Source organism: Rhizobium sp. Root1204 (genome assembly GCF_001424965.1).
In the GTDB taxonomy this organism is placed as follows: Bacteria; Pseudomonadota; Alphaproteobacteria; order Rhizobiales; family Rhizobiaceae; genus Pararhizobium.
On the sequence record NZ_LMCZ01000006.1, the window covers coordinates 39560 to 57775 of the forward strand.

Consider the following 18216-nt stretch of genomic DNA (forward strand, 5'->3'; position numbering starts at 1 on the left):
CGGCTGAAGCTTCAGCGGAATGCGTGTGCCCATGTCCATCATCGAAAACGCCATGGTGCTTGCCGCGGGGCTTGGAACCCGTCTGCGCCCCATTACCGACACCATGCCGAAACCGTTGGTTCCGATCGCAGGCATGCCGATGATCGACTATGTGCTCGATCTTCTGGAGGCTGCAGGCGTGACGACGGCGGCGGTCAACGTCCATCATTTTGCCGACCGGATGGAAGCGCATCTGGCTGAGCGAAGCCGGCCAAACATCGTGATTTCCGACGAGCGGGCGGCGCTGATGAACTCCGGTGGTGGGTTGGCCAAGGGATTGAAGCTTCTGCCGGAGGGGCCGGTTCTGGTGATGAATGCCGACCTGTTCTGGGTCGGAGAAAAGTCGGATGCGCCCTCCAATCTCGAACGGCTCGCATCCTTCTTCGATCCCGAAACGATGGACATGGCGCTGCTTTGCGTGCGCAACGAAGATACGACCGGACACAATGGCAAGCTGGATTTCTCGCTCGATCAAGAAGGGCGACTGTCGCGTTACAAAGACGGTATGGACAATCCCGTCGTCTATGCCGGCGCCATCGCGCTGCACAGTGGCCTTTTCGCTGACGCTCCGGATGACGCCTTCAACCTCAATATCTATTTCGACCGGGCAATCGCCCGGAACCGGCTTTCCGGCATCGTTCTCGATGGTCACTGGCTAACCGTCGGCACGCCCGAGGCGATCGGCCAGGCCGAAGATGCGATCCGCCAGCTTGTAACAGGAGCCTGATGACGTGACGGACGCGGTCTCCAACGTCTTCACCATTCCGCCCGGCCTTCCCTTCCTGAAGACCGTTGTCGAGAAGCTGTGTTCCGGCGAACTGGTTCCGGGTTTCCGCTACGACACGGCCGACCCGCTGTCGCTTGCTGGCGTCACCATTTTCGTGCCGACCCGGCGCTCGGCCCGCGTGCTGCGCTCTGAACTGGTGGATTGCCTTGGTGGGCGCTCGGCGATCCTGCCAATGATCCGGGCGCTCGGCGAAACCGATGATGACAGTGGCTTCTTCGATGCCGAAATCCCGGCGATCCTCGATCTCGCACCACCCTTGCCCAACATTGCGCGGCTTATCGAGCTCGGCTGTCTCATTCTTGCCTGGCGAAACCAGCTGCCGAAGGCCGTGCTCGACGTGCACGCGGAAAGTCCGCTGATCGCTCCGGCAAGCCCTGCCGATGCCATCTGGCTGGCCCGCAATCTCTCCGAAATCATCGACGCGATGGAGACGGAAGAGCTGGATTGGAACGCGCTCGACAAGCTCGATGACGCTGACCATGCACTCTGGTGGCAGCTGACGCTGGCATTCCTGAAAATTGCCAGCACCTATTGGCCAGCACGGCTGGAGGAACTGAAACAGTCCTCTCCCGCCCGCCACCGCAACGCCATCCTTGAGGCCGAAGCCTTGCGGATCGCGAACGGCAAGGTCACCGGTCCGATTATTATTGCCGGCTCCACCGGCTCGATCCCGGCAACCGCCAAGCTGATCGCGGCGGTCCAGAAACTTCCCAATGGCACCATCGTCCTTCCCGGCCTCGACCAGACGATGAGCGACGCCGAGTGGATGATGATCGCGCCAGAAACCGGGACGCTGACCGGCAGGCCGGATTCGGCCAGCCGCAGCCATCCGCAATACGGATTCTTCCGCCTGCTGAAGCTCATGGAGGTTTCGCGTCAGGACGTTTCGGTTCTTGGCAACTCGGAGCCTGATCTCGATTACCGGGCTGAGCTGATCTCCCATGCCCTTTTGCCGGTGCAGGCGACCAGCGGCTGGACGGCTCTACGCGGTGATATCGATCCCATTCAGCTAACCGCTGCGTTCTCCGATGCGGCGCTGATCGAAACGACCAATGAGCGTGAGGAGGCAACGGCTATCGCAATAGCCTTGCGGCTTGCGCTGCATGGCAACGATGACAGCCAGGCGGCGCTGATCACGCCAGACCGCGATCTGGCCCGTCGCGTGGCCACTGAGCTGATGCGCTTCGGGATCGAGGCCGACGATTCCGCCGGCACGCCGCTCTCGTCCACCGGACCAGGCAGCCTGACCCGTCTGCTGCTTGAAGCAGCGTTGCGGCCGGGCGACCCGGTATCGATTGTGGCACTCCTCAAACATCCGCTCGCCCGTTTCGGCCTCTCGGCCGAGGCGATGAACGCTGCCGCCACGACGCTGGAGCTGATGGCGCTGCGCGGCGGCACTGGCAGCGCCGATATTTCGGAGCTGGAAACCCTTCTCGATCAGACGCTGCAGCACGAAATCGGCAAGAAACACCTGCCGGAATGGCGCGGCCAGATCGATGACGCGGCCATCGAACAGGCCCGCGATCTTGCCCGGCGCATTGCCGCGGCAGCCGAGCCGTTGGCGGGGACCCTAGTGCGCCATCACAGAAGCGGCAGGGGGCTGACGGCAGCCTTGCCGCTGTCGCAATGGGCCGAAAAAACCGGGGTTGCTCTCGAAGCCGTTGCCGTCGATGAACAGGGCAGTCTCGCCGGGCTGTGGTCAGGTGAAGCCGGCGAAGCACTGGCAACACAGTTGCGCTCCGTCATCGAGACAGAAGGCCAGCTGATGGCAGACGGGCCGCAATGGGGCGATATTGTCGAGGCCTTGTCGGCAAGCGAATCGATCAAGCCGCGCTCGATGCGTCATCCGCGTGTGTTCATTTTCGGCGCACTCGAATCCCGCCTTCAAAGCGTCGATCTGGTCGTTCTCGGCGGCATGAACGAAGGCACCTGGCCCGGCCAGACGGCAAACGATCCCTTCCTGTCACGCACCATGAAAACATCAATGGGGCTTGAACCGCCGGAACGGCGGATTGGCCAGCTGGCCCACGATTTCCAGATGGCTTGCGGCACGCGCAAGCTCATTCTGACCCGCGCCATGCGCAAGGGTGCCACCCCGACCGTCGCCTCCCGCTGGCTGCAGCGGCTTCTGGCGGTCGGCGGCAAGCCGTTTGCGGCAACGCTTCGGGACAACGGGCGGGATTATCAGCAATGGGCCGGAATGCTCGATCAGGGTGTGACCCAGCCGCTGGCCAAACGGCCGGAACCGAAACCATCGCCAGAGCACCAGCCGCGCAGCTATTCCTTCAGCGAAGTGAGCCGGCTACGGCGCGACCCCTATGCCGTCTATGCGCGGCGCATCCTGCACCTGCAGCCGATTGATCCATTCAACCGCGATCCGGGTGCCGCCGAACGCGGCACGCTGTATCACAAGATCGTCGAGCGGTTCGTGCGTGCGAAGCTGGATGCCGCATCGCCACAAGCGCAAGAGGAAATGAGCCGGATTCTTGACGCGGCTTTTAACGAGCAGGCCCTGCCCGCTCATATCGACATCGTCTGGCGGCCGCGCTTTGCCGCCGTCGGCAAGGCCTTTATCGACTGGGAAATCAGCCGCCAGGCCGATATCCGGAACAGTTTTACCGAACTCTACGCATCGATGGAGCTTGGCGTGTCCGGCATCAAGCTGACCGGCATTGCTGACCGCATCGATATTCTCGGCGATGGCAGCGCTGTCATCATCGATTACAAGACTGGATCAAATCCCTCGACCAACGAGGCTCGCGCCTTGCTGGATCCACAGCTGGCGCTGGAAGCCGCAGCGCTCAAGGCCGGTGCCTTCCAGAAGACCGGGGCAAAGCATCCGCAATCACTGCTTTACGTCCGCCTGAAACCCGGCGAACGATTTGCCGTTCAGGAGGTCAACAACGAGCATGCCAAGGAGCGCGCCAATGTCGAGAACAAGTCGGCCGAGCAATTGGCCGAGGATTCGCTGAAGGAGCTGACCGGGCTTCTGGCTGCCCTGATGAGCGGCAAATATGGCTTCGCCTCCCGCCTGATCGTCCAGAAGGAGCGCGATTACGGCGGCGAATACGACCATCTGGCCCGCGTTGCCGAATGGGCAACGGCGGAAGGCGAGGATGACAGCAATGACGGATGACGATTTCGGCCCGCTCGAGCCGACGCCGCAGGCCTGGCTCGACTGGACCTCAGCCAAACAGGCGCTCGCTTCCGACCCCGCCCGCTCCGCCTGGGTGTCGGCCAATGCCGGCTCGGGCAAGACGCATGTGCTGACGCAGCGGGTTATCCGGCTTCTGCTCTCCGGCTGCCGGCCTTCGGCGATCCTCTGCCTGACCTATACCAAGGCGGCGGCGTCGGAAATGTCGAACCGGGTATTCGAACGGCTGGCCGAATGGGTGACACTGGATGATGACGCCCTGGACGACAGGATCGCAGCGATCGAGGGCGAGCGGCCCGATCTTCTGAAACGCCAGGAAGCCCGCCGCCTGTTTGCGCGGGCGCTCGAAACACCCGGCGGCCTGAAAATCCAGACGATCCACGCTTTCTGCGAAGCCCTGCTGCATCAATTTCCGCTGGAAGCGAATGTCGCCGGTCATTTTTCCGTTCTGGACGACCGCGCTTCTGCGACATTGTTGGCCGATGCACGGCGGGCGCTGCTGACGGCTACCGCAAGCGAGGACGACCACGAGTTGACCGAGGCCTTTGCCACGGTGCTCGATCTTGCCGATGACACCGGGCTGGAAAAACTGCTGTCGGCGATCGTTGCGCAACGCACGCCGATCCAACTGTTTCTCGATGATGCCGCCAGCAAGGGCGGCATCGATCCGGCGCTTCGCCTGGCTCTGGGGCTCGAACCCGATGAAACAACGCAAACAGCAATAGCCGGCTTCTGGCCGTTGAAGGGACTGAACGGCGCGGCGCTAGAGCGTTACATCGGCATTGCACTCTCAAGCGGTGGCACCAAGGTTACGGATTTTGCCGATGGCCTGCGCGCAGCCGCCAAGCTCGTCGAGCCGCTGCAACGCTATAACGCGCTGAAGGACCTGTTCTTCACCAAGTCCGGAAAACCGAGGGCCGATTCGACGTTCCTGTCCAAGGGAATACGCGACAAGGCGCCGGATCTGGAGGGCATTGTCAATGCTGCCCGCGATCATGTCATCGCTGCCATAGACAGGCTCAACCTGATTGCGATGTTCGACGCAACCAAGGCCGCGCTGGTGCTCGCCGACCGGCTGAACAACGACTATGAGGACATCAAGAAAAGCCGCAGCCAGCTGGATTTCGATGACCTGATCAACCGCACGGCGACGCTTCTGTCACGCGGTGATGTCAGCCGCTGGATCCACTACAAGCTCGACCAAGGCATCGATCATATCCTCGTCGATGAGGCGCAGGATACCAGCCCTGTACAATGGACGATCATCCAGTCGCTCGCCGAGGACTTCTTCTCCGGCGAAACGGCGCGCGGCGGCAACCGGACGATGTTTGCCGTCGGCGACGAGAAGCAGTCGATCTACTCGTTCCAGGGCGCCCGGCCCGAACGGTTTTCCAATGAGAGCATCGAGACCGAGCGGCGGGTTCGCGATGGCGGCAAGATCTTCAGCCCGATCCGGCTGCAGCTCTCCTTCCGCTCGACCGAAGATGTGCTCTCAGCCGTCGATACCGTGTTTGAAAATCCGGTCCATGCCCGTGGCCTCAGCGCCCGCAATGATGCCGTGGTGCACGCGTCCAACCGCATCGGCCATCCCGGTCTCGTTGAGGTCTGGGAAGCAATCGCGCCGGCCGACAGCATTCAGGAAGACGACTGGACAGCAGCCTTCGACGCAACGCCCGAAGATGCACCGGCCAATATTCTGGCGCAGCGCATTGCCGCTGTGCTTGCCGACTGGATCGGCCGGGAAACGGTGATCGAGAAAGGCGTCAAACGGCCGATGCAACCGGGCGATGTCATCGTTCTCGTGCGCAAGCGCGACGCGTTCGTCAATGCGCTGACCCGTGCTCTGAAGACCCGGCAGAACATTCCCGTTGCCGGTGCCGACCGGTTGGTGCTGACCAACCACATCGCGGTGCAGGACCTGATGGCGCTCGGCCGTTTCGTTCTTCTGCCACAGGATGACCTGTCGCTGGCTGCCCTGTTGAAAAGCCCGCTGTTCAACCTTGGCGAAGACGATATCGCCGCGTTGGCCGTGGGAAGGTTGCCATCCGTCAGTGTCTGGAAAAGCCTTCTGGATTCCGGCGCCGACGAGGCGAGCGGTTATCATCCCGCCCTGCAGAAGCTGCAGCGCTACAGGGCTCTATCGCGCACCCTGCCCGTTCATGATTTTTACGCCCAGATTCTGGGTCAGGACGGTGGACGCGCCGCCTACCTTGGACGGCTGGGCAGTGAGGTCAGCGATATCCTCGACGAGTTCCTGACCTTTGCCCTCGACCACGAAAAGAACGGCCTTCCCGGCCTGCAGGCGTTCATTTCCGGCCTGGAAATGGAAGCGCCGACGGTCAAGCGCGAGCAGGACAAGGAGCGCAACGAAGTCCGCATCATGACGGTCCACGCCGCCAAAGGCCTGGAAGCGCCGGTCGTCTTTCTGGTCGATGGCGGCGGCAAGGCCTTTAATTCACAGCATGTCTCTGGCCTCAGGATGATCAAGCAGGGCGATCACGCCATGCCGCTGCCGGTCTGGCGCCCGCCGGGCGCCACATCGAATGCGCTGGTGGATGCGGACACCGACCGGCTGAAAACAGCGGCCGAGGAAGAATACCGCCGGCTGCTCTATGTCGGCATGACGCGCGCCGCCGACCGGCTGATCGTCTGTGGCTATCAGGGCAAACGCGCCAATCCCGAAAGCTGGCATGCCATGGTTACCGCCAGCCTTTCCGCCGATGAGCGCGGCCGCAGTGCACCAATGACATTTGCCGCCAGCGATCAGGAGTGGACCGGTTATCGCTGGCAGGTTTCCGCGTCCGGCCGGGACCTGCAAATGCAGGAACAGGACGGGGAAACCGTTGAGGTTCAACGCGTCGGCCTGCCGCCGGCGCTGTTGCAGCCGTTGCCGCCGCAAAAGCATCTGCCCCGGCCCCTCAGTCCTTCCGGCGCAGGTGCGGTGATCGATGAGGAGGATAGCGGAGCTGTCGTCGGCTCAGCCCTGTTCTCGCAAAAGCCCGGCGCCGATACGTCACTACTGCGCGGAGCGATCCTGCACCGGTTCCTGCAGGTGCTGCCGTCGATCGCACCGGAAGAACGGCGGGCAGCAGCGGAACGTTACCTGCTTCGCTCGGTGCCGCGCTGGTCCGCCCCGCAACGGCAAGCATTGACCGAATCGGTGTTGAGGGTGATCGATCACCCGGAACTCGCCGAACTGTTTTCCGAAGGCAGCCGGGCGGAGGTGTCTGTCATGGGCACACTCAAACTCGGCGCCAGGGACTTTGCGGTGTCGGGCCGGATCGACCGGCTGGCAGTATCGGCAAACACCATCATCATTGCTGATTTCAAGACCAATCGCGAGATTCCCGCCTCCGCTGAAGCCATCCCTTTCGTTTACCGCGCCCAGCTGGCCATTTATCGCGCGCTGCTGCAGCCGCTCTATCCTGATCACAACATTCAATGTGCTCTGATTTATACCGGAGGTCCCACCGTTCTCGCGCTGCCGGAGGCGATGCTGGACAGGAGTCTTGTGGACCTCGCGACAAAGTGAGATAGGAATGGGATTGAAAAGCTGACGCTCAACCATCACATGATGGGTAACCGTTCGAAGAACGCCGATTTCGAAACCAAGGAGCAGCCTATGGCTACCGTAAAAGTCGATACTTCCAATTTTCAGGACGAAGTCCTGAACTCCGTCGAGCCTGTCATCGTTGATTTCTGGGCCGAATGGTGCGGCCCGTGCAAGATGATCGCTCCGAGCCTGGAAGAAATTTCTGTTGAATTGGCCGGTAAGGTCAAGGTTGCCAAGGTCAACATCGACGAGAACCCGGAAATCGCCGCCCAGTATGGCGTTCGCTCGATCCCGACACTTGCCATGTTCAAGGCCGGCGAAGTTGCCGACATCAAGGTTGGCGCCGCACCGAAGACAGCCCTGACCTCGTGGATTTCCAACGCTGCTGCGTAAGTGAAATTCCAAGTGGAATCAAAAAGCCCGGGAAACCGGGCTTTTTTCGTTTATCAGATCATTCAGCGCCGGTTGCAGGTTCCAGCAATGGAACGTGTGGTGCGGCGGTTTTCGGCAGCAGGCCTGTCAGACGCGGATCATCGTGGACCTCGACCATCAGCTTGTAAGGCTTGAAGCCGGAGCGCTGATAGAAGCCGACGGCGGCCGGATGATCGAACGTGCAGGTGTGCAGCCAGAACCGATTTATTGGATGCGCCCAGGCCTTGGTAATCGCCTGGTTCATCAGAAGGCGTCCCGTACCCTTGCCGATCGCATCTTTGATCACGCCGAAATAGACCACTTCGCATTCGCCGGACACGCGGAAATCGAGTTCGAGCAGGCCGACATCACGGCCACCGTCGCGTAACGAATAGGTCTCCATTGACGGATTGGCGAGAATGCCGCGCACGTCCTCATCGCTGACATCAAGCATCGAGCCCCATAGCCAATCCTCGCCGACCTCGCGAAACAGCCGCCGGTAGATATCCAGATTCTCAGGGCCGAGGCGCATCAGCGTCAGTGGCAGTTCCGGCAAATCAGCCATTTCCGCCGGACGCTGACGCATCTCCAGAAATGTCACCACATTGGCAACCTTGCCGGCCGGCACAGGCGAATAGCCCTCTGGCAGTTCAGGATTCTTGTCGCGCATTCATCTTCTCTGTTCAAAAATTCAGAATGGTGGCGCCGCCGCTTTATTTCGGCGGTGTACCATTGTCGGCCAGAACATCGCCAACCAGATAGAGCGAGCCACCGATCAGGATACGCGGCGCGACCGGATCGTCATCGAACATTGCCGTGATCGCGGCCAGCGCCTCGGCAACCGAAGACATAGCTCCGGCTTCAAATCCGGCCGATGCTGCATCATCGGCGAGCGCCACCGGGTCAATGCCCGCATCGGAACCGCGAATCGGCACGGTAAACACCTGTTCGGCGAGCCCCTTGAAGGCCTGGAAATACCCGGCCGGATCCTTTGTATTGATCATGCCGATAATCATGAACAGCGGCCTCGGGTCTCGCTCTTCCAGATTGGCCATGGTTTCGGCGATAACCTGACCGGCGCCGGGATTGTGCCCGCCATCAACCCAGATTTCCGACCCTTCCGGCGCCAGACGCGCCAGATTGCCTTCTGTCAAGCGCTGCAGGCGGCCAGGCCATTCAACAGTGGTCAAACCTTTATCGATGACAGTATCGGAGATATCGAACCCGGCAGCTTTCACTGCCCGGATGGCGGCAGCCGCATTGGCGTATTGATGGCGCCCGGGCAGACGCGGTACCGGCAGGTCGGCCAGACCGAATTCATCCTGATAGACCAGACGTCCGAATTCCTCATGGGCCATAAAGTCCTGCCCATAGACCGAGAGGGGGCATTTCAGCCGTTCGGCAATCGAGATCAGAACATCCCGCGCGGTGTCTTCTTCCTGATGACCGATCACCACCGGGCAGCCGCGCTTCATGATCCCGGCCTTTTCGGCAGCAATCAATTCGACGCGATCGCCGAGGTAGGCCTGATGATCGAGCGAGATCGGCATGATCACGGAAACGGCCGGCGCCTTGATGACATTGGTCGCATCGAAACGTCCGCCGAGGCCAACTTCGATGATGACGACGTCGGCCGGATGCTCCGCAAACAATACGAAGGTGACGGCTGTGAGAATTTCGAAAACGGTGATTTTTTGCCCGGCATTGGCTTCGCCGACACGGCGAACGGCATCGGCCAAGACGGCATCGCTGACCAGCGCGCCGCGTTCGCCTTTTTTGCCGAGACGATAACGCTCGTGCCAATTGACCAGATGCGGCGATGTATGGACGTGGACGCTGAGGCCGGCGGCCTCAAGGATGGCGCGGGAAAAGGCCGTGACCGACCCCTTGCCATTGGTGCCGGCAACATGAATGACCGGCGGTAGCCTGTCCTGCGGATTGCCAAGCACATCGAGAAGCCGGGTGATCCGGTCAAGCGAAAGATCGAAGCCCTTCGGATGAAGCGCCAGCAGCTTGTCGATTTCCTGCCCCGCTTCAGAGACCTGTACCGCCGTCATCACCGCTCCTCCAACTGCCGCTGGAGCGCCGGGCGCGCATTCAAGCGCGCTCAAGACGCGCCAATCTCAAATGATTTAAATAGCTTGCGGGCGACCGGTCAATCCCGACCGCCCTACGCGTGGCAACTCAGGCGCTGGCTGCCATTGGAATGGCGGCAAGCGCTGCACTGCCGTTGAGCTTTGCAGCATCCACCGGCTTCTTCGTCAGGATTTTCAGCACGCGAGCCAGCGTGTCTGGAATATCGTGACGCTTGACCACCATGTCGATCATGCCGTGTTCCATCAGGTATTCCGAGGTCTGGAAACCTTCCGGCAGCTTTTCGCGAATGGTCTGCTCGATGACGCGCTTGCCGGCAAAGCAGATTTCAGCACCCGGCTCGGCCAGATGCAGATCGCCCAGCATGGCATAGGATGCCGTGACGCCACCCGTGGTCGGGTTTGTCAGCACGACGATATAGGGGAGGCCTGCTTCCTTGAGCATCTGCACCGCAACGGTCGTGCGCGGCAGCTGCATCAGCGAAAGGATGCCTTCCTGCATGCGGGCGCCGCCCGAAGCCGGGAAGATCACCAGCGGGCACTTTTCAGCGATGGCCTTTTCGAATGCCTTGACGATCGCTTCCCCGGCAGCCATGCCGAGCGAGCCGCCCATGAAGTTGAATTCGTGCACGACGCCAACCAGCTTGACGCCGCGGCAGCGGCCAACACCGGCGACGATCGTGTCTTCCAGATCAGTCTTGATCCGGCTGTCACGCAGGCGATCGACATATTTCTTCGAATCGCGGAACTTCAGCGGGTCCTGCGCCACCTTCGGCTGCGGCAGGGCCTCGTAGACGCCATCATCGAACAGGTCCTTCAACCGCGCCTTGGCCGGCATCTTCATATGGAAGCCAGAGGCGGGGATGACCCACTTGTTTTCCTCGAGATCGCGGTGAAACACCATCTCGCCGGTTTCCGGGCATTTGATCCAGAGATTTTCCGGAACTTCCCGGCGGCCGAGCATCGAGTTGATCTTCGGTCGAACGTAATTTGTGATCCAGTTCAAATCCAAACTCCTGAATAGTCAAAACCGGTCGTGGCCCAGAATATGGGCATTTATTCGGCCGCGACAAGTTTCGCGGAACGAACGCCGGCTGCGAGGCCACGAACCAGCGTTTCCACGCCTGGCACCGTTGCCCCTGTTGAGTGTCCGTCCTCGGTCAGGCTGGACGCCACCTGGTTGACGATGGCGGTGCCAACAACAACACCATCCGCCGACGCGCCAATGGCGCGGGCATGTTCAGCCGTCTTGACGCCAAAGCCGACACAGACCGGAAGTTTCGTGTGCCCCTTGATCCGCTGCACGGCACCGCCGATGAGGGCGGGATCCGGCAGAGCCGAGCCGGTGATACCGTTCATCGAGACATAATAGACGAAACCGGAGGTATTTTCGAGAACCTTCGGCAACCGCTTGTCGTCGGTGGTCGGTGTTGCCAGGCGAATGAAGTTGATATCCTTCTTCAACGCCGGGATGCACAGCTCGTCATCCATTTCCGGCGGCAGGTCGACGACGATCAGGCCGTCGATACCCGCTTCCAGCGCATCGTCGAGAAAACGGTCGACGCCGTGGATATAGATCGGGTTGTAGTACCCCATCAGAACGATCGGCGTGTCCTGGTCGTCGGCGCGGAAACGGCGGGCGATTTCCAGCGTCTTGACCAGCGTCTGGCCGCCCTTCAGGGCGCGCTGACCGGCCAGCTGGATTGCCGGGCCGTCGGCCATCGGATCAGAAAAGGGCATGCCGAGCTCGATAATATCGGAACCGGCCGACGGCAGCGCCTTCATGATCGCCAGCGACGTCTCGAAATCCGGATCGCCTGCCATGAAATAGGTGACCAGCGCCGGCCGGCCTTCGGCTGCCAGATCGGCAAATCGTTTGTCCATGCGTGCGGTCATGCTGTTACAGCCCCATTCCAAGCAGTTTTCCGACGGTGAAGATATCCTTGTCGCCGCGGCCGGAGAGGTTCATCAGGATGATCTCGTCCTTGCGCATTTTGGGCGCGCGCTTGATCACTTCGGCGATCGCGTGGCTCGGCTCCAACGCTGGAATGATGCCTTCGAGGCGCGTCAGCGTCTGGAAGGCTTCCAATGCCTCGTGGTCCATGATCGGCACATATTCGACGCGGCCGATATCGGCGAGCCAGGAATGTTCCGGGCCGATGCCGGGATAATCGAGGCCGGCCGAAATCGAATGGCCTTCCTTGATCTGCCCGTCGCTGTCCTGCAGCAGATAGGTGCGATTGCCATGCAGCACGCCCGGCGATCCGGCCGTGATCGATGCGCAATGCTCGTCGCCTTCCAGCCCCTTGCCACCAGCCTCGACGCCAACGATCTTGACAGATTCATCGTCCAGGAACGGATGGAAGATGCCGATCGCATTCGATCCGCCACCGACAGCCGCGACAACCAGATCCGGCAGGCGGCCTTCGGCTTCCAGCATCTGCGCGCGGGCCTCCGTGCCGATCACGGCCTGGAAATCGCGCACCATTTCCGGATAGGGATGCGGGCCAGCTGCCGTGCCGATCAGATAATAGGTGTCGTCGACATTGGTGACCCAGTCGCGCAGCGCCTCGTTCATCGCGTCCTTCAACGTGCCGGAACCAGCCGTCACCGGCTTGACCTCAGCGCCGAGCAGCTTCATGCGGAAGACGTTCGGCGCCTGACGCTCGACATCGGTGGCGCCCATATAGACGACGCAAGGAAGACCGAAGCGAGCAGCAACAGTGGCGGAGGCCACGCCATGCTGGCCTGCACCGGTTTCGGCAATGATGCGGGTCTTGCCCATGCGCTTGGCGAGCAGGATCTGGCCGATGCAATTGTTGATCTTGTGCGAACCGGTATGGTTGAGCTCTTCGCGCTTGAAGTAGATCTTGGCGCCGCCAAGCTCGGCCGTCAGGCGCTCAGCGAAATAAAGTGGACTGGGGCGGCCGATATAATGGGCGCCGAGATGTTTCAGCTCAGCCTGAAATTCCGGATCGGTTTTCGCCTTGTTCCACTCGTCCTGCAGGTCGAGGATCAAGGGCATCAGGGTTTCGGCAACGAAACGGCCGCCGAAAATGCCGAAGCGGCCATCCTCGTCGGGTCCGGTCTTGAACGAATTCAGGTTTGGCGTCTCGTTCACTTGCTTCTCCCTGCCGATGCTCCGGCCATATCCGCTTCCGCGCGGGCGATGGCATCGAAAAATTCTTCCATGCGGCCCAGATCCTTGACACCCGGCGCGCTTTCGACACCGGAGGACGTATCAATGGCCTTAGCGCCGGTCAAAGCCAGGGCTTCACCGATATTCTCCGCGTTCAAGCCACCGGAAAGCATGTAATCGACGCTTGCGTCAAGCGTATCGAGAAGCTTCCAGTCGAAAGACACACCGTTGCCACCCGGCAGATCGGAGCCTTTCGGCGGCTTGGCGTCGAACAGAAAGCGATCGGCAATCCCTATATAGGGTTCGATCCGCTTCAGATCATCAGCGTCGCGAATGGACAGCGCCTTGATGACCGGCAATCCGTAGACCGCCTTGACGTTCAGGACACGCTCGGGGCTTTCGTTGCCGTGAAGCTGGAGAATGTCCGGCGACAGCGCCGAGACGATTTCGTCTAGATCGTCATTATCCGCATCGACGGTGACCGCGACGATCTTCGCCTTGCCTCGAATGCGCTCAGCTAGCCGGCCGGCATCATCAGGCTCGATATTACGCGGGCTCTTCGGAAAGAAGATGAAACCCGTGTAGCCCGCACCGAGCGCCACGGCCCGATCCACGGCCTCTTCAGTCTTCAGTCCGCAAATTTTGACTTCCGTTTTCATGCACAGCGAACTGACATGAAATTCCGTCGGAGTCGAGCGCAAAACACGGCAAAAGGCGGCGTGAACGGGCTTCCACCATTGCATATGCAGGATGGTGGACCCATATCGCGTTTGACGATCACGGAGACCATCATGCGCCTTCTGCTTGCCCTCATCCTGCCCTGGCTTCAGTTTTTCACCATCGGCCGGCCGATTGCCGGCATTGTCTGCCTGATTCTGCAGATTACGCTGATCGGCTGGATTCCAGCCGCGATCTGGTCGGTCTATGCGCTCAGCCAGTACAAGACCGACGAGAAGATCAGGGAAGCGCTGGGCAGCCAGTACCGGCGCTAAGGCCACACGGGCTCAATCGAAGTCGATTGCATGCAGCATCGTGCCATTGCGCTTCAGCCAGCGCTTGGCATCGTCCATCGCCGGGCAAAGCTCTTCACACAAATCCCAGAAGTCCGGCCCATGGTTCATCTCGCGCAGATGCGAGACTTCATGGGCGGCGAGATAGTCGATCACTTTCGGCGGCGCCATGACGATGCGCCAGGAAAAGCTCAGGGCACCATCGGCGGCGCAGGAGCCCCAGCGGCTACGGGTATCCTTGAAGCTCAGCGATTTCACCTTGCGGCCGACCATCCGGGCATAAACCGACACCAGACGCTCCAGATCCTTGCGGGCTTCCTTCTTCAGGAAATCCGCAATCCGGCGGCGTAGGTGCTCCTCGGCACCGCTGACGAGCAAAACCGGTTCGTCATCAATGGTTACGGCTTCCGTCAATCCGCGCAGCTTGCCAGTCCGCTCGATCCGGTGGGCAACGCCGCGCAACAGAATAGTGCCCCCCTCTTCCAGAACACTCTCGCCGGAAAACCGGGCAAGCTTGGTCATCAGCCATCCCTGATGGCGATCGAGAAAAGCGTTGATCTCGCGCTCAGGCAATCCGGCCGGAATGGTCATCTTCAAGGCGCGGCCACCCGGTTCGATACGCAAGGTCATCCGTGTTGCCCGCGCATTCTGGCGAATGGTCAACGGCATCACCTTGCCGGCAACGTCAATCGTCCGCGTCACCGGTGGCGGCGGGGATTTGGGCTGACGCGGCTTTCGAAGCAGGGAGAACATGAGTGTCTTGATAACCGATTCGTTTGAAGGACGCATGATCCTGAACAAGCAAGACCGCATAGAAAAGAAAAACCGGCACCTTTGCGGATGCCGGTTTTGTTTGTTTTGCGGATGACCCGATCAATTGGCCGGGAAGCCCGGGACCGAGCCTGAACCGCCGGAATTGCGATCGCGCATGAAGCGGTCGAACTCTTCCTGATCCTTGGCGCGGCGAAGTTCGCGGGCGTAGTCGTCGAACTGTTCGCGCATTTCGTCGAGCTTGCGGCGTTCCTCGTCAAGGCGGGCGAGCTCGGCATCGCGCCAGTCGTCGAAGGCGACATTGCCGGTGCCGAAGTTCGGACGGCCATAACGCTGGCTTTTGCGCTTGAAGGACGAGCAGAAGCCATCGACGCTGTTGTTGGCATCCCTCTTGAAGCCCTTCAGCCGTTCGCCGAACAGGATATAGGCAAGCATGGCAAGCCCAAGCGGCCAGAAAATCACGAAACCGAGCACCATCATGGCAATGGTCGCTGGCGTCCAGTCAGGACGGATCAATGCAGATTGGTTCATGTTCAGAAGTCCTCGCTAAAAGTGGGCCTCTCCTTGGGCCCGCTTATTACGAGATGGGAAGAGGCCCAGCGGTGTACAAGACAATTGTCCGCAAAATCCGGCAAGCCTCTGATATCCATCCATGAAATCGATATGCTATGCGCTCAGGCGGTTTTGCCGCCCTTGATGACCCGGCGTACCGGCTTGGCGCTGCGGGCATGTTCGCGTTGGAACGCGGCGATGCGCGGTGCGATTTCGCGGCGGAAACGCGAACCGTTGAAAACACCATAATGGCCAACATCCGGCTGCATGTAGTGCAGGCGCATACTGTCGGGGATATTGGTACAGATCGTCTGCGCCGCCTGCGTCTGGCCAACGCCGGAAATATCGTCGTTCTCGCCTTCGACCGTCAAAAGGGCCACTTTCCGGATCGCCGTCGTATCCACCCGCTGGCCCCGATGCATCATCTCGCCCTTCGGCAGCGCATGGCGCATGAAGACGGTTTCGACGGTCTGCAGGTAGAATTCCGCCGTCAGATCCATCACCGCCATATATTCATCATAGAAATCGCGGTGCTTTTCGGCAGCGTCGCCGTCGTTCTTGACGAGATGTTCGAAGAAATCCTTGGTGGCTGTCAGGTGGCGGTCGAGGTTCATCGACATGAAGCCGGACAACTGCAGGAAGCCCGGATAGACCGGACGCATGAAACCCGCCTGCGGAAACGGCACCGGCATCACCACATTATCGCGGAACCACTTGAGTGGCTTGTCCTTGGCGAGCTGATTGACTGCTGTCGGGTTGATGCGCGTATCGATCGGCCCACCCATCAGCGTCATCGAAGACGGCGACAGCGGATCGTCATTGGCTTCCATCAAAGCAACTGCCGCCAGCACCGGCACCGCCGGCTGACAGACGGCGATAACATGGGTGTCAGGCCCAAGGAAATGCAGCATCTGGATGACGTAGTCGATGTAATCGTCGAGATCGAACGTCCCTTCGGTCAACGGCACCGTGCGGGCATCGATCCAGTCGGTGATGTAGATATCCGACTGCGGCAACAGCGCTTCGACGGTACCGCGCAGCAGCGTGGCGTAGTGGCCGGACATCGGCGCGACGATCAGAACCTTGGGATCGGATGCCCGGCCCTTCGGTAACGCGCGCTGGAAATGGATAAGATTACAGAACGGCTCGCGCCAGATGATCCGTTCCCGCACCGCAACCGGGACTCCATCGACAACGGTTTCGGGCAGGCCGAACTCCGGCTTGCCGTAGCGGCGCGTTGTGCGTTCGAAGACTTCGAGACCGGCAGCGGCCGCCCTGCCCATATAGGTATGTGAAATAGGATTGAGCGGATTGGCATAGGCCAGCCGCATGGCGTCGGCCGCAGCGCGCCAGGGGGCCATCATTGCATGGTTCAATTCGTAAAGCTGGTAGAACATTGGAAGCGTTCTCCTTGTTACCGTAAACGACAACGCCGCTCCCAACCGGACGCAACCTTGCAATTCTTCTTGTTCGTGTCCGCAAGCGAGGCCGACACTAGCACTTTTCTTGTGCGACGCAATAAATATGCCGCAACGCTTCTGTGACAAGGTTCAGCCTGCCACAGAGGACTTGATAGTAAGTAAAGGTGCTTGCCCGAGACTATCGACGCGAGAGACCGCATCGCTCAACCATTTGGCTAAGAGGAAACCTTGACCACAGCTTTGATCAGTCCGGCCTTTTCATGCGCCCAGCGTGGCAGGTCGGTGACGACGGCGTCCAGAGTTGTCCGATGTGTGATCAGCGAGGAGACCGGAACATGCCCGGCACGGATGGATGCCGCCACATGCTCGAAATCCTGCCGGGTGGCATTGCGGCTGCCGACCAGCATCATTTCTCGCTTGTGAAATTCGGGATCGGAGAAGCGGATGTCGTCCTTCACGACGCTGACGAAAACCAGACAGCCACCGTGGGCAACGAACGAGAAGGATTTCTCCATCGAACCGCCAAAGCCGGTGGCGTCGAAGACAACATCGAAACCGTCGCCACCTGTGACCGACAATACGGCGTCCAAAGCGCCATCCCCGGCCAATATTCCTTCCGCAAAACCCAACCGTTCTTCGGCCATCTGCAAACGCTCGGCGCTGGCATCGAGCAACGTGACCTGATGGCCGGCGATGCGGGAGAACAGCGCAGTGCCGAGGCCAATCGGCCCAGCGCCGATGACCAGAGCCCGTGACCCGGCAGGCACCAGCGAGCGTCGAACCGCATGGGCACCGATGGCCAGGAACTCAACAGTTGCCGCCGCTTCCAGCGAAAGATCGCCAGCCGGATAAAGATTGGTTTCGGGGACGAGGATTTCCTCGCAGAGCGCGCCATCCGTATGCACGCCCAGAACCTTGATTGCGGTGCAGCAGTTCGGCTTGTCCTTGCGGCAGGCGACGCAGGTCCCGCACGAAAGATACGGATTGACGATGACGGCCGTGCCCGGTGTCAGCGAAACTCCTTCGCCGGATTCGATCACCGTTGCCGAGATTTCATGCCCCATGATCCGGGGATATTCGAGATAGGGATGTTTGCCCTCGAAAATATGATAGTCGGTGCCGCAGATGCCGACATGGCTGACCGCCAGCCGCGCCCAGCCTTTTGGCGGCGCGCCCGGCGCTGGTCTGTCGATGATATCCAGGCGCCCGGGTTCCGGGCAGATAGCCGCTTTCATGGCAGGCAGTTCCTTGCAGTCTCTATTCACAGATGGGTGGATGGCAGCAGC

Annotated in this window: 15 protein-coding genes; 5 read left to right on the forward strand and 10 right to left on the reverse strand. The window is 60.6% G+C overall.

Going from position 1 to position 18216, the window contains the following annotated elements:
• The first annotated feature begins 31 nt into the window (after positions 1 to 31).
• From ASC96_RS07800 to trxA, 4 genes are all read left to right on the forward strand, one after another.
• Positions 32 to 766, forward strand: a complete 735-nt coding sequence (locus tag ASC96_RS07800; RefSeq protein ID WP_060502827.1) for a nucleotidyltransferase family protein — start codon at positions 32 to 34, stop codon at positions 764 to 766.
• 4 nt (positions 767 to 770) lie between these two features.
• Positions 771 to 3962 carry a double-strand break repair protein AddB gene (addB, locus tag ASC96_RS07805; protein WP_060502480.1) on the forward strand — a complete coding sequence of 1064 codons (3192 nt, stop codon included), beginning with the start codon at positions 771 to 773 and terminating at the stop codon, positions 3960 to 3962.
• On the forward strand, positions 3952 to 7512 hold the full coding sequence (gene addA, locus ASC96_RS07810) for a double-strand break repair helicase AddA (RefSeq protein ID WP_060502828.1): 3561 nt from the start codon (positions 3952 to 3954) through the stop codon (positions 7510 to 7512). Before addB ends, addA begins: the two co-directional genes overlap by 11 nt.
• Before the next feature lie 90 nt (positions 7513 to 7602).
• A complete protein-coding gene (gene trxA, locus ASC96_RS07815) occupies positions 7603 to 7926 on the forward strand; it encodes a thioredoxin (RefSeq protein WP_037097525.1) in 324 nt (107 codons plus the stop codon).
• A gap of 58 nt (positions 7927 to 7984) precedes the next feature.
• On the opposite strand, the gene ASC96_RS07820 is transcribed toward trxA, so the two are convergent.
• The 6 genes from ASC96_RS07820 to ASC96_RS07845 all read right to left on the reverse strand — a co-directional run bounded on the left by ASC96_RS07820 (position 7985) and on the right by ASC96_RS07845 (position 13835).
• Positions 7985 to 8614 (reverse strand): GNAT family N-acetyltransferase, encoded by a 630-nt coding sequence (locus ASC96_RS07820; protein WP_060502481.1) that lies wholly within the window; start codon positions 8612 to 8614, stop codon positions 7985 to 7987.
• Positions 8615 to 8657: 43 nt separating this feature from the next.
• Positions 8658 to 10001: a folylpolyglutamate synthase/dihydrofolate synthase family protein gene (locus tag ASC96_RS07825; protein WP_060502482.1), complete on the reverse strand. Its 1344-nt coding sequence runs from the start codon at positions 9999 to 10001 to the stop codon at positions 8658 to 8660.
• 127 nt (positions 10002 to 10128) lie between these two features.
• Positions 10129 to 11043, reverse strand: coding sequence for an acetyl-CoA carboxylase, carboxyltransferase subunit beta (gene accD, locus ASC96_RS07830; RefSeq protein WP_060502483.1), 915 nt, complete (start codon positions 11041 to 11043; stop codon positions 10129 to 10131).
• 50 nt (positions 11044 to 11093) lie between these two features.
• Complete coding sequence (trpA, locus tag ASC96_RS07835; protein WP_060502484.1) at positions 11094 to 11933, reverse strand: tryptophan synthase subunit alpha; 840 nt, start codon at positions 11931 to 11933, stop codon at positions 11094 to 11096.
• A gap of 4 nt (positions 11934 to 11937) precedes the next feature.
• Positions 11938 to 13158 (reverse strand): tryptophan synthase subunit beta, encoded by a 1221-nt coding sequence (gene trpB, locus ASC96_RS07840; RefSeq protein WP_060502485.1) that lies wholly within the window; start codon positions 13156 to 13158, stop codon positions 11938 to 11940.
• Positions 13155 to 13835: a phosphoribosylanthranilate isomerase gene (locus ASC96_RS07845; RefSeq protein ID WP_060502829.1), complete on the reverse strand. Its 681-nt coding sequence runs from the start codon at positions 13833 to 13835 to the stop codon at positions 13155 to 13157. Before ASC96_RS07845 ends, trpB begins: the two co-directional genes overlap by 4 nt.
• 132 nt (positions 13836 to 13967) lie before the next feature.
• Between ASC96_RS07845 and ASC96_RS07850 the strand changes: the two genes are divergently transcribed.
• The gene (locus ASC96_RS07850) at positions 13968 to 14168 is read left to right on the forward strand and encodes a YqaE/Pmp3 family membrane protein (RefSeq protein WP_060502830.1); all 201 of its coding nucleotides are present in this window, start codon (positions 13968 to 13970) and stop codon (positions 14166 to 14168) included.
• Positions 14169 to 14180: 12 nt separating this feature from the next.
• Here ASC96_RS07850 and ASC96_RS07855 read toward each other — a convergent pair whose 3' ends face one another.
• The 4 genes from ASC96_RS07855 to ASC96_RS07870 all read right to left on the reverse strand — a co-directional run bounded on the left by ASC96_RS07855 (position 14181) and on the right by ASC96_RS07870 (position 18165).
• Positions 14181 to 14939 carry a M48 family metallopeptidase gene (locus tag ASC96_RS07855; RefSeq protein ID WP_060502831.1) on the reverse strand — a complete coding sequence of 253 codons (759 nt, stop codon included), beginning with the start codon at positions 14937 to 14939 and terminating at the stop codon, positions 14181 to 14183.
• Positions 14940 to 15059: 120 nt separating this feature from the next.
• Positions 15060 to 15488: a DUF2852 domain-containing protein gene (locus ASC96_RS07860; RefSeq protein WP_060502486.1), complete on the reverse strand. Its 429-nt coding sequence runs from the start codon at positions 15486 to 15488 to the stop codon at positions 15060 to 15062.
• A 143-nt stretch (positions 15489 to 15631) separates the two neighbouring features.
• A complete protein-coding gene (gene phaZ, locus ASC96_RS07865; RefSeq protein WP_060502487.1) occupies positions 15632 to 16906 on the reverse strand; it encodes a polyhydroxyalkanoate depolymerase in 1275 nt (424 codons plus the stop codon).
• A gap of 239 nt (positions 16907 to 17145) precedes the next feature.
• Complete coding sequence (locus ASC96_RS07870; protein WP_060502488.1) at positions 17146 to 18165, reverse strand: zinc-binding alcohol dehydrogenase family protein; 1020 nt, start codon at positions 18163 to 18165, stop codon at positions 17146 to 17148.
• Positions 18166 to 18216 lie beyond the last annotated feature (51 nt).

Bases quoted from the DNA above. Each gene is read 5' to 3' on its own strand.
- trxA (WP_037097525.1), top strand. From the start codon at position 7,603: ATGGCTACCGTAAAAGTCGATACTTCCAATTTTCAGGACGAAGTCCTG.
- ASC96_RS07870 (WP_060502488.1), bottom strand. From the start codon at position 18,165: ATGAAAGCGGCTATCTGCCCGGAACCCGGGCGCCTGGATATCATCGAC.
- ASC96_RS07860 (WP_060502486.1), bottom strand. From the start codon at position 15,488: ATGAACCAATCTGCATTGATCCGTCCTGACTGGACGCCAGCGACCATT.
- trpA (WP_060502484.1), bottom strand. From the start codon at position 11,933: ATGACCGCACGCATGGACAAACGATTTGCCGATCTGGCAGCCGAAGGC.
- ASC96_RS07845 (WP_060502829.1), bottom strand. From the start codon at position 13,835: ATGAAAACGGAAGTCAAAATTTGCGGACTGAAGACTGAAGAGGCCGTG.
- addA (WP_060502828.1), top strand. From the start codon at position 3,952: ATGACGGATGACGATTTCGGCCCGCTCGAGCCGACGCCGCAGGCCTGG.
- ASC96_RS07850 (WP_060502830.1), top strand. From the start codon at position 13,968: ATGCGCCTTCTGCTTGCCCTCATCCTGCCCTGGCTTCAGTTTTTCACC.
- phaZ (WP_060502487.1), bottom strand. From the start codon at position 16,906: ATGTTCTACCAGCTTTACGAATTGAACCATGCAATGATGGCCCCCTGG.
- ASC96_RS07855 (WP_060502831.1), bottom strand. From the start codon at position 14,939: ATGTTCTCCCTGCTTCGAAAGCCGCGTCAGCCCAAATCCCCGCCGCCA.
- ASC96_RS07820 (WP_060502481.1), bottom strand. From the start codon at position 8,614: ATGCGCGACAAGAATCCTGAACTGCCAGAGGGCTATTCGCCTGTGCCG.
- ASC96_RS07800 (WP_060502827.1), top strand. From the start codon at position 32: ATGTCCATCATCGAAAACGCCATGGTGCTTGCCGCGGGGCTTGGAACC.
- ASC96_RS07825 (WP_060502482.1), bottom strand. From the start codon at position 10,001: ATGACGGCGGTACAGGTCTCTGAAGCGGGGCAGGAAATCGACAAGCTG.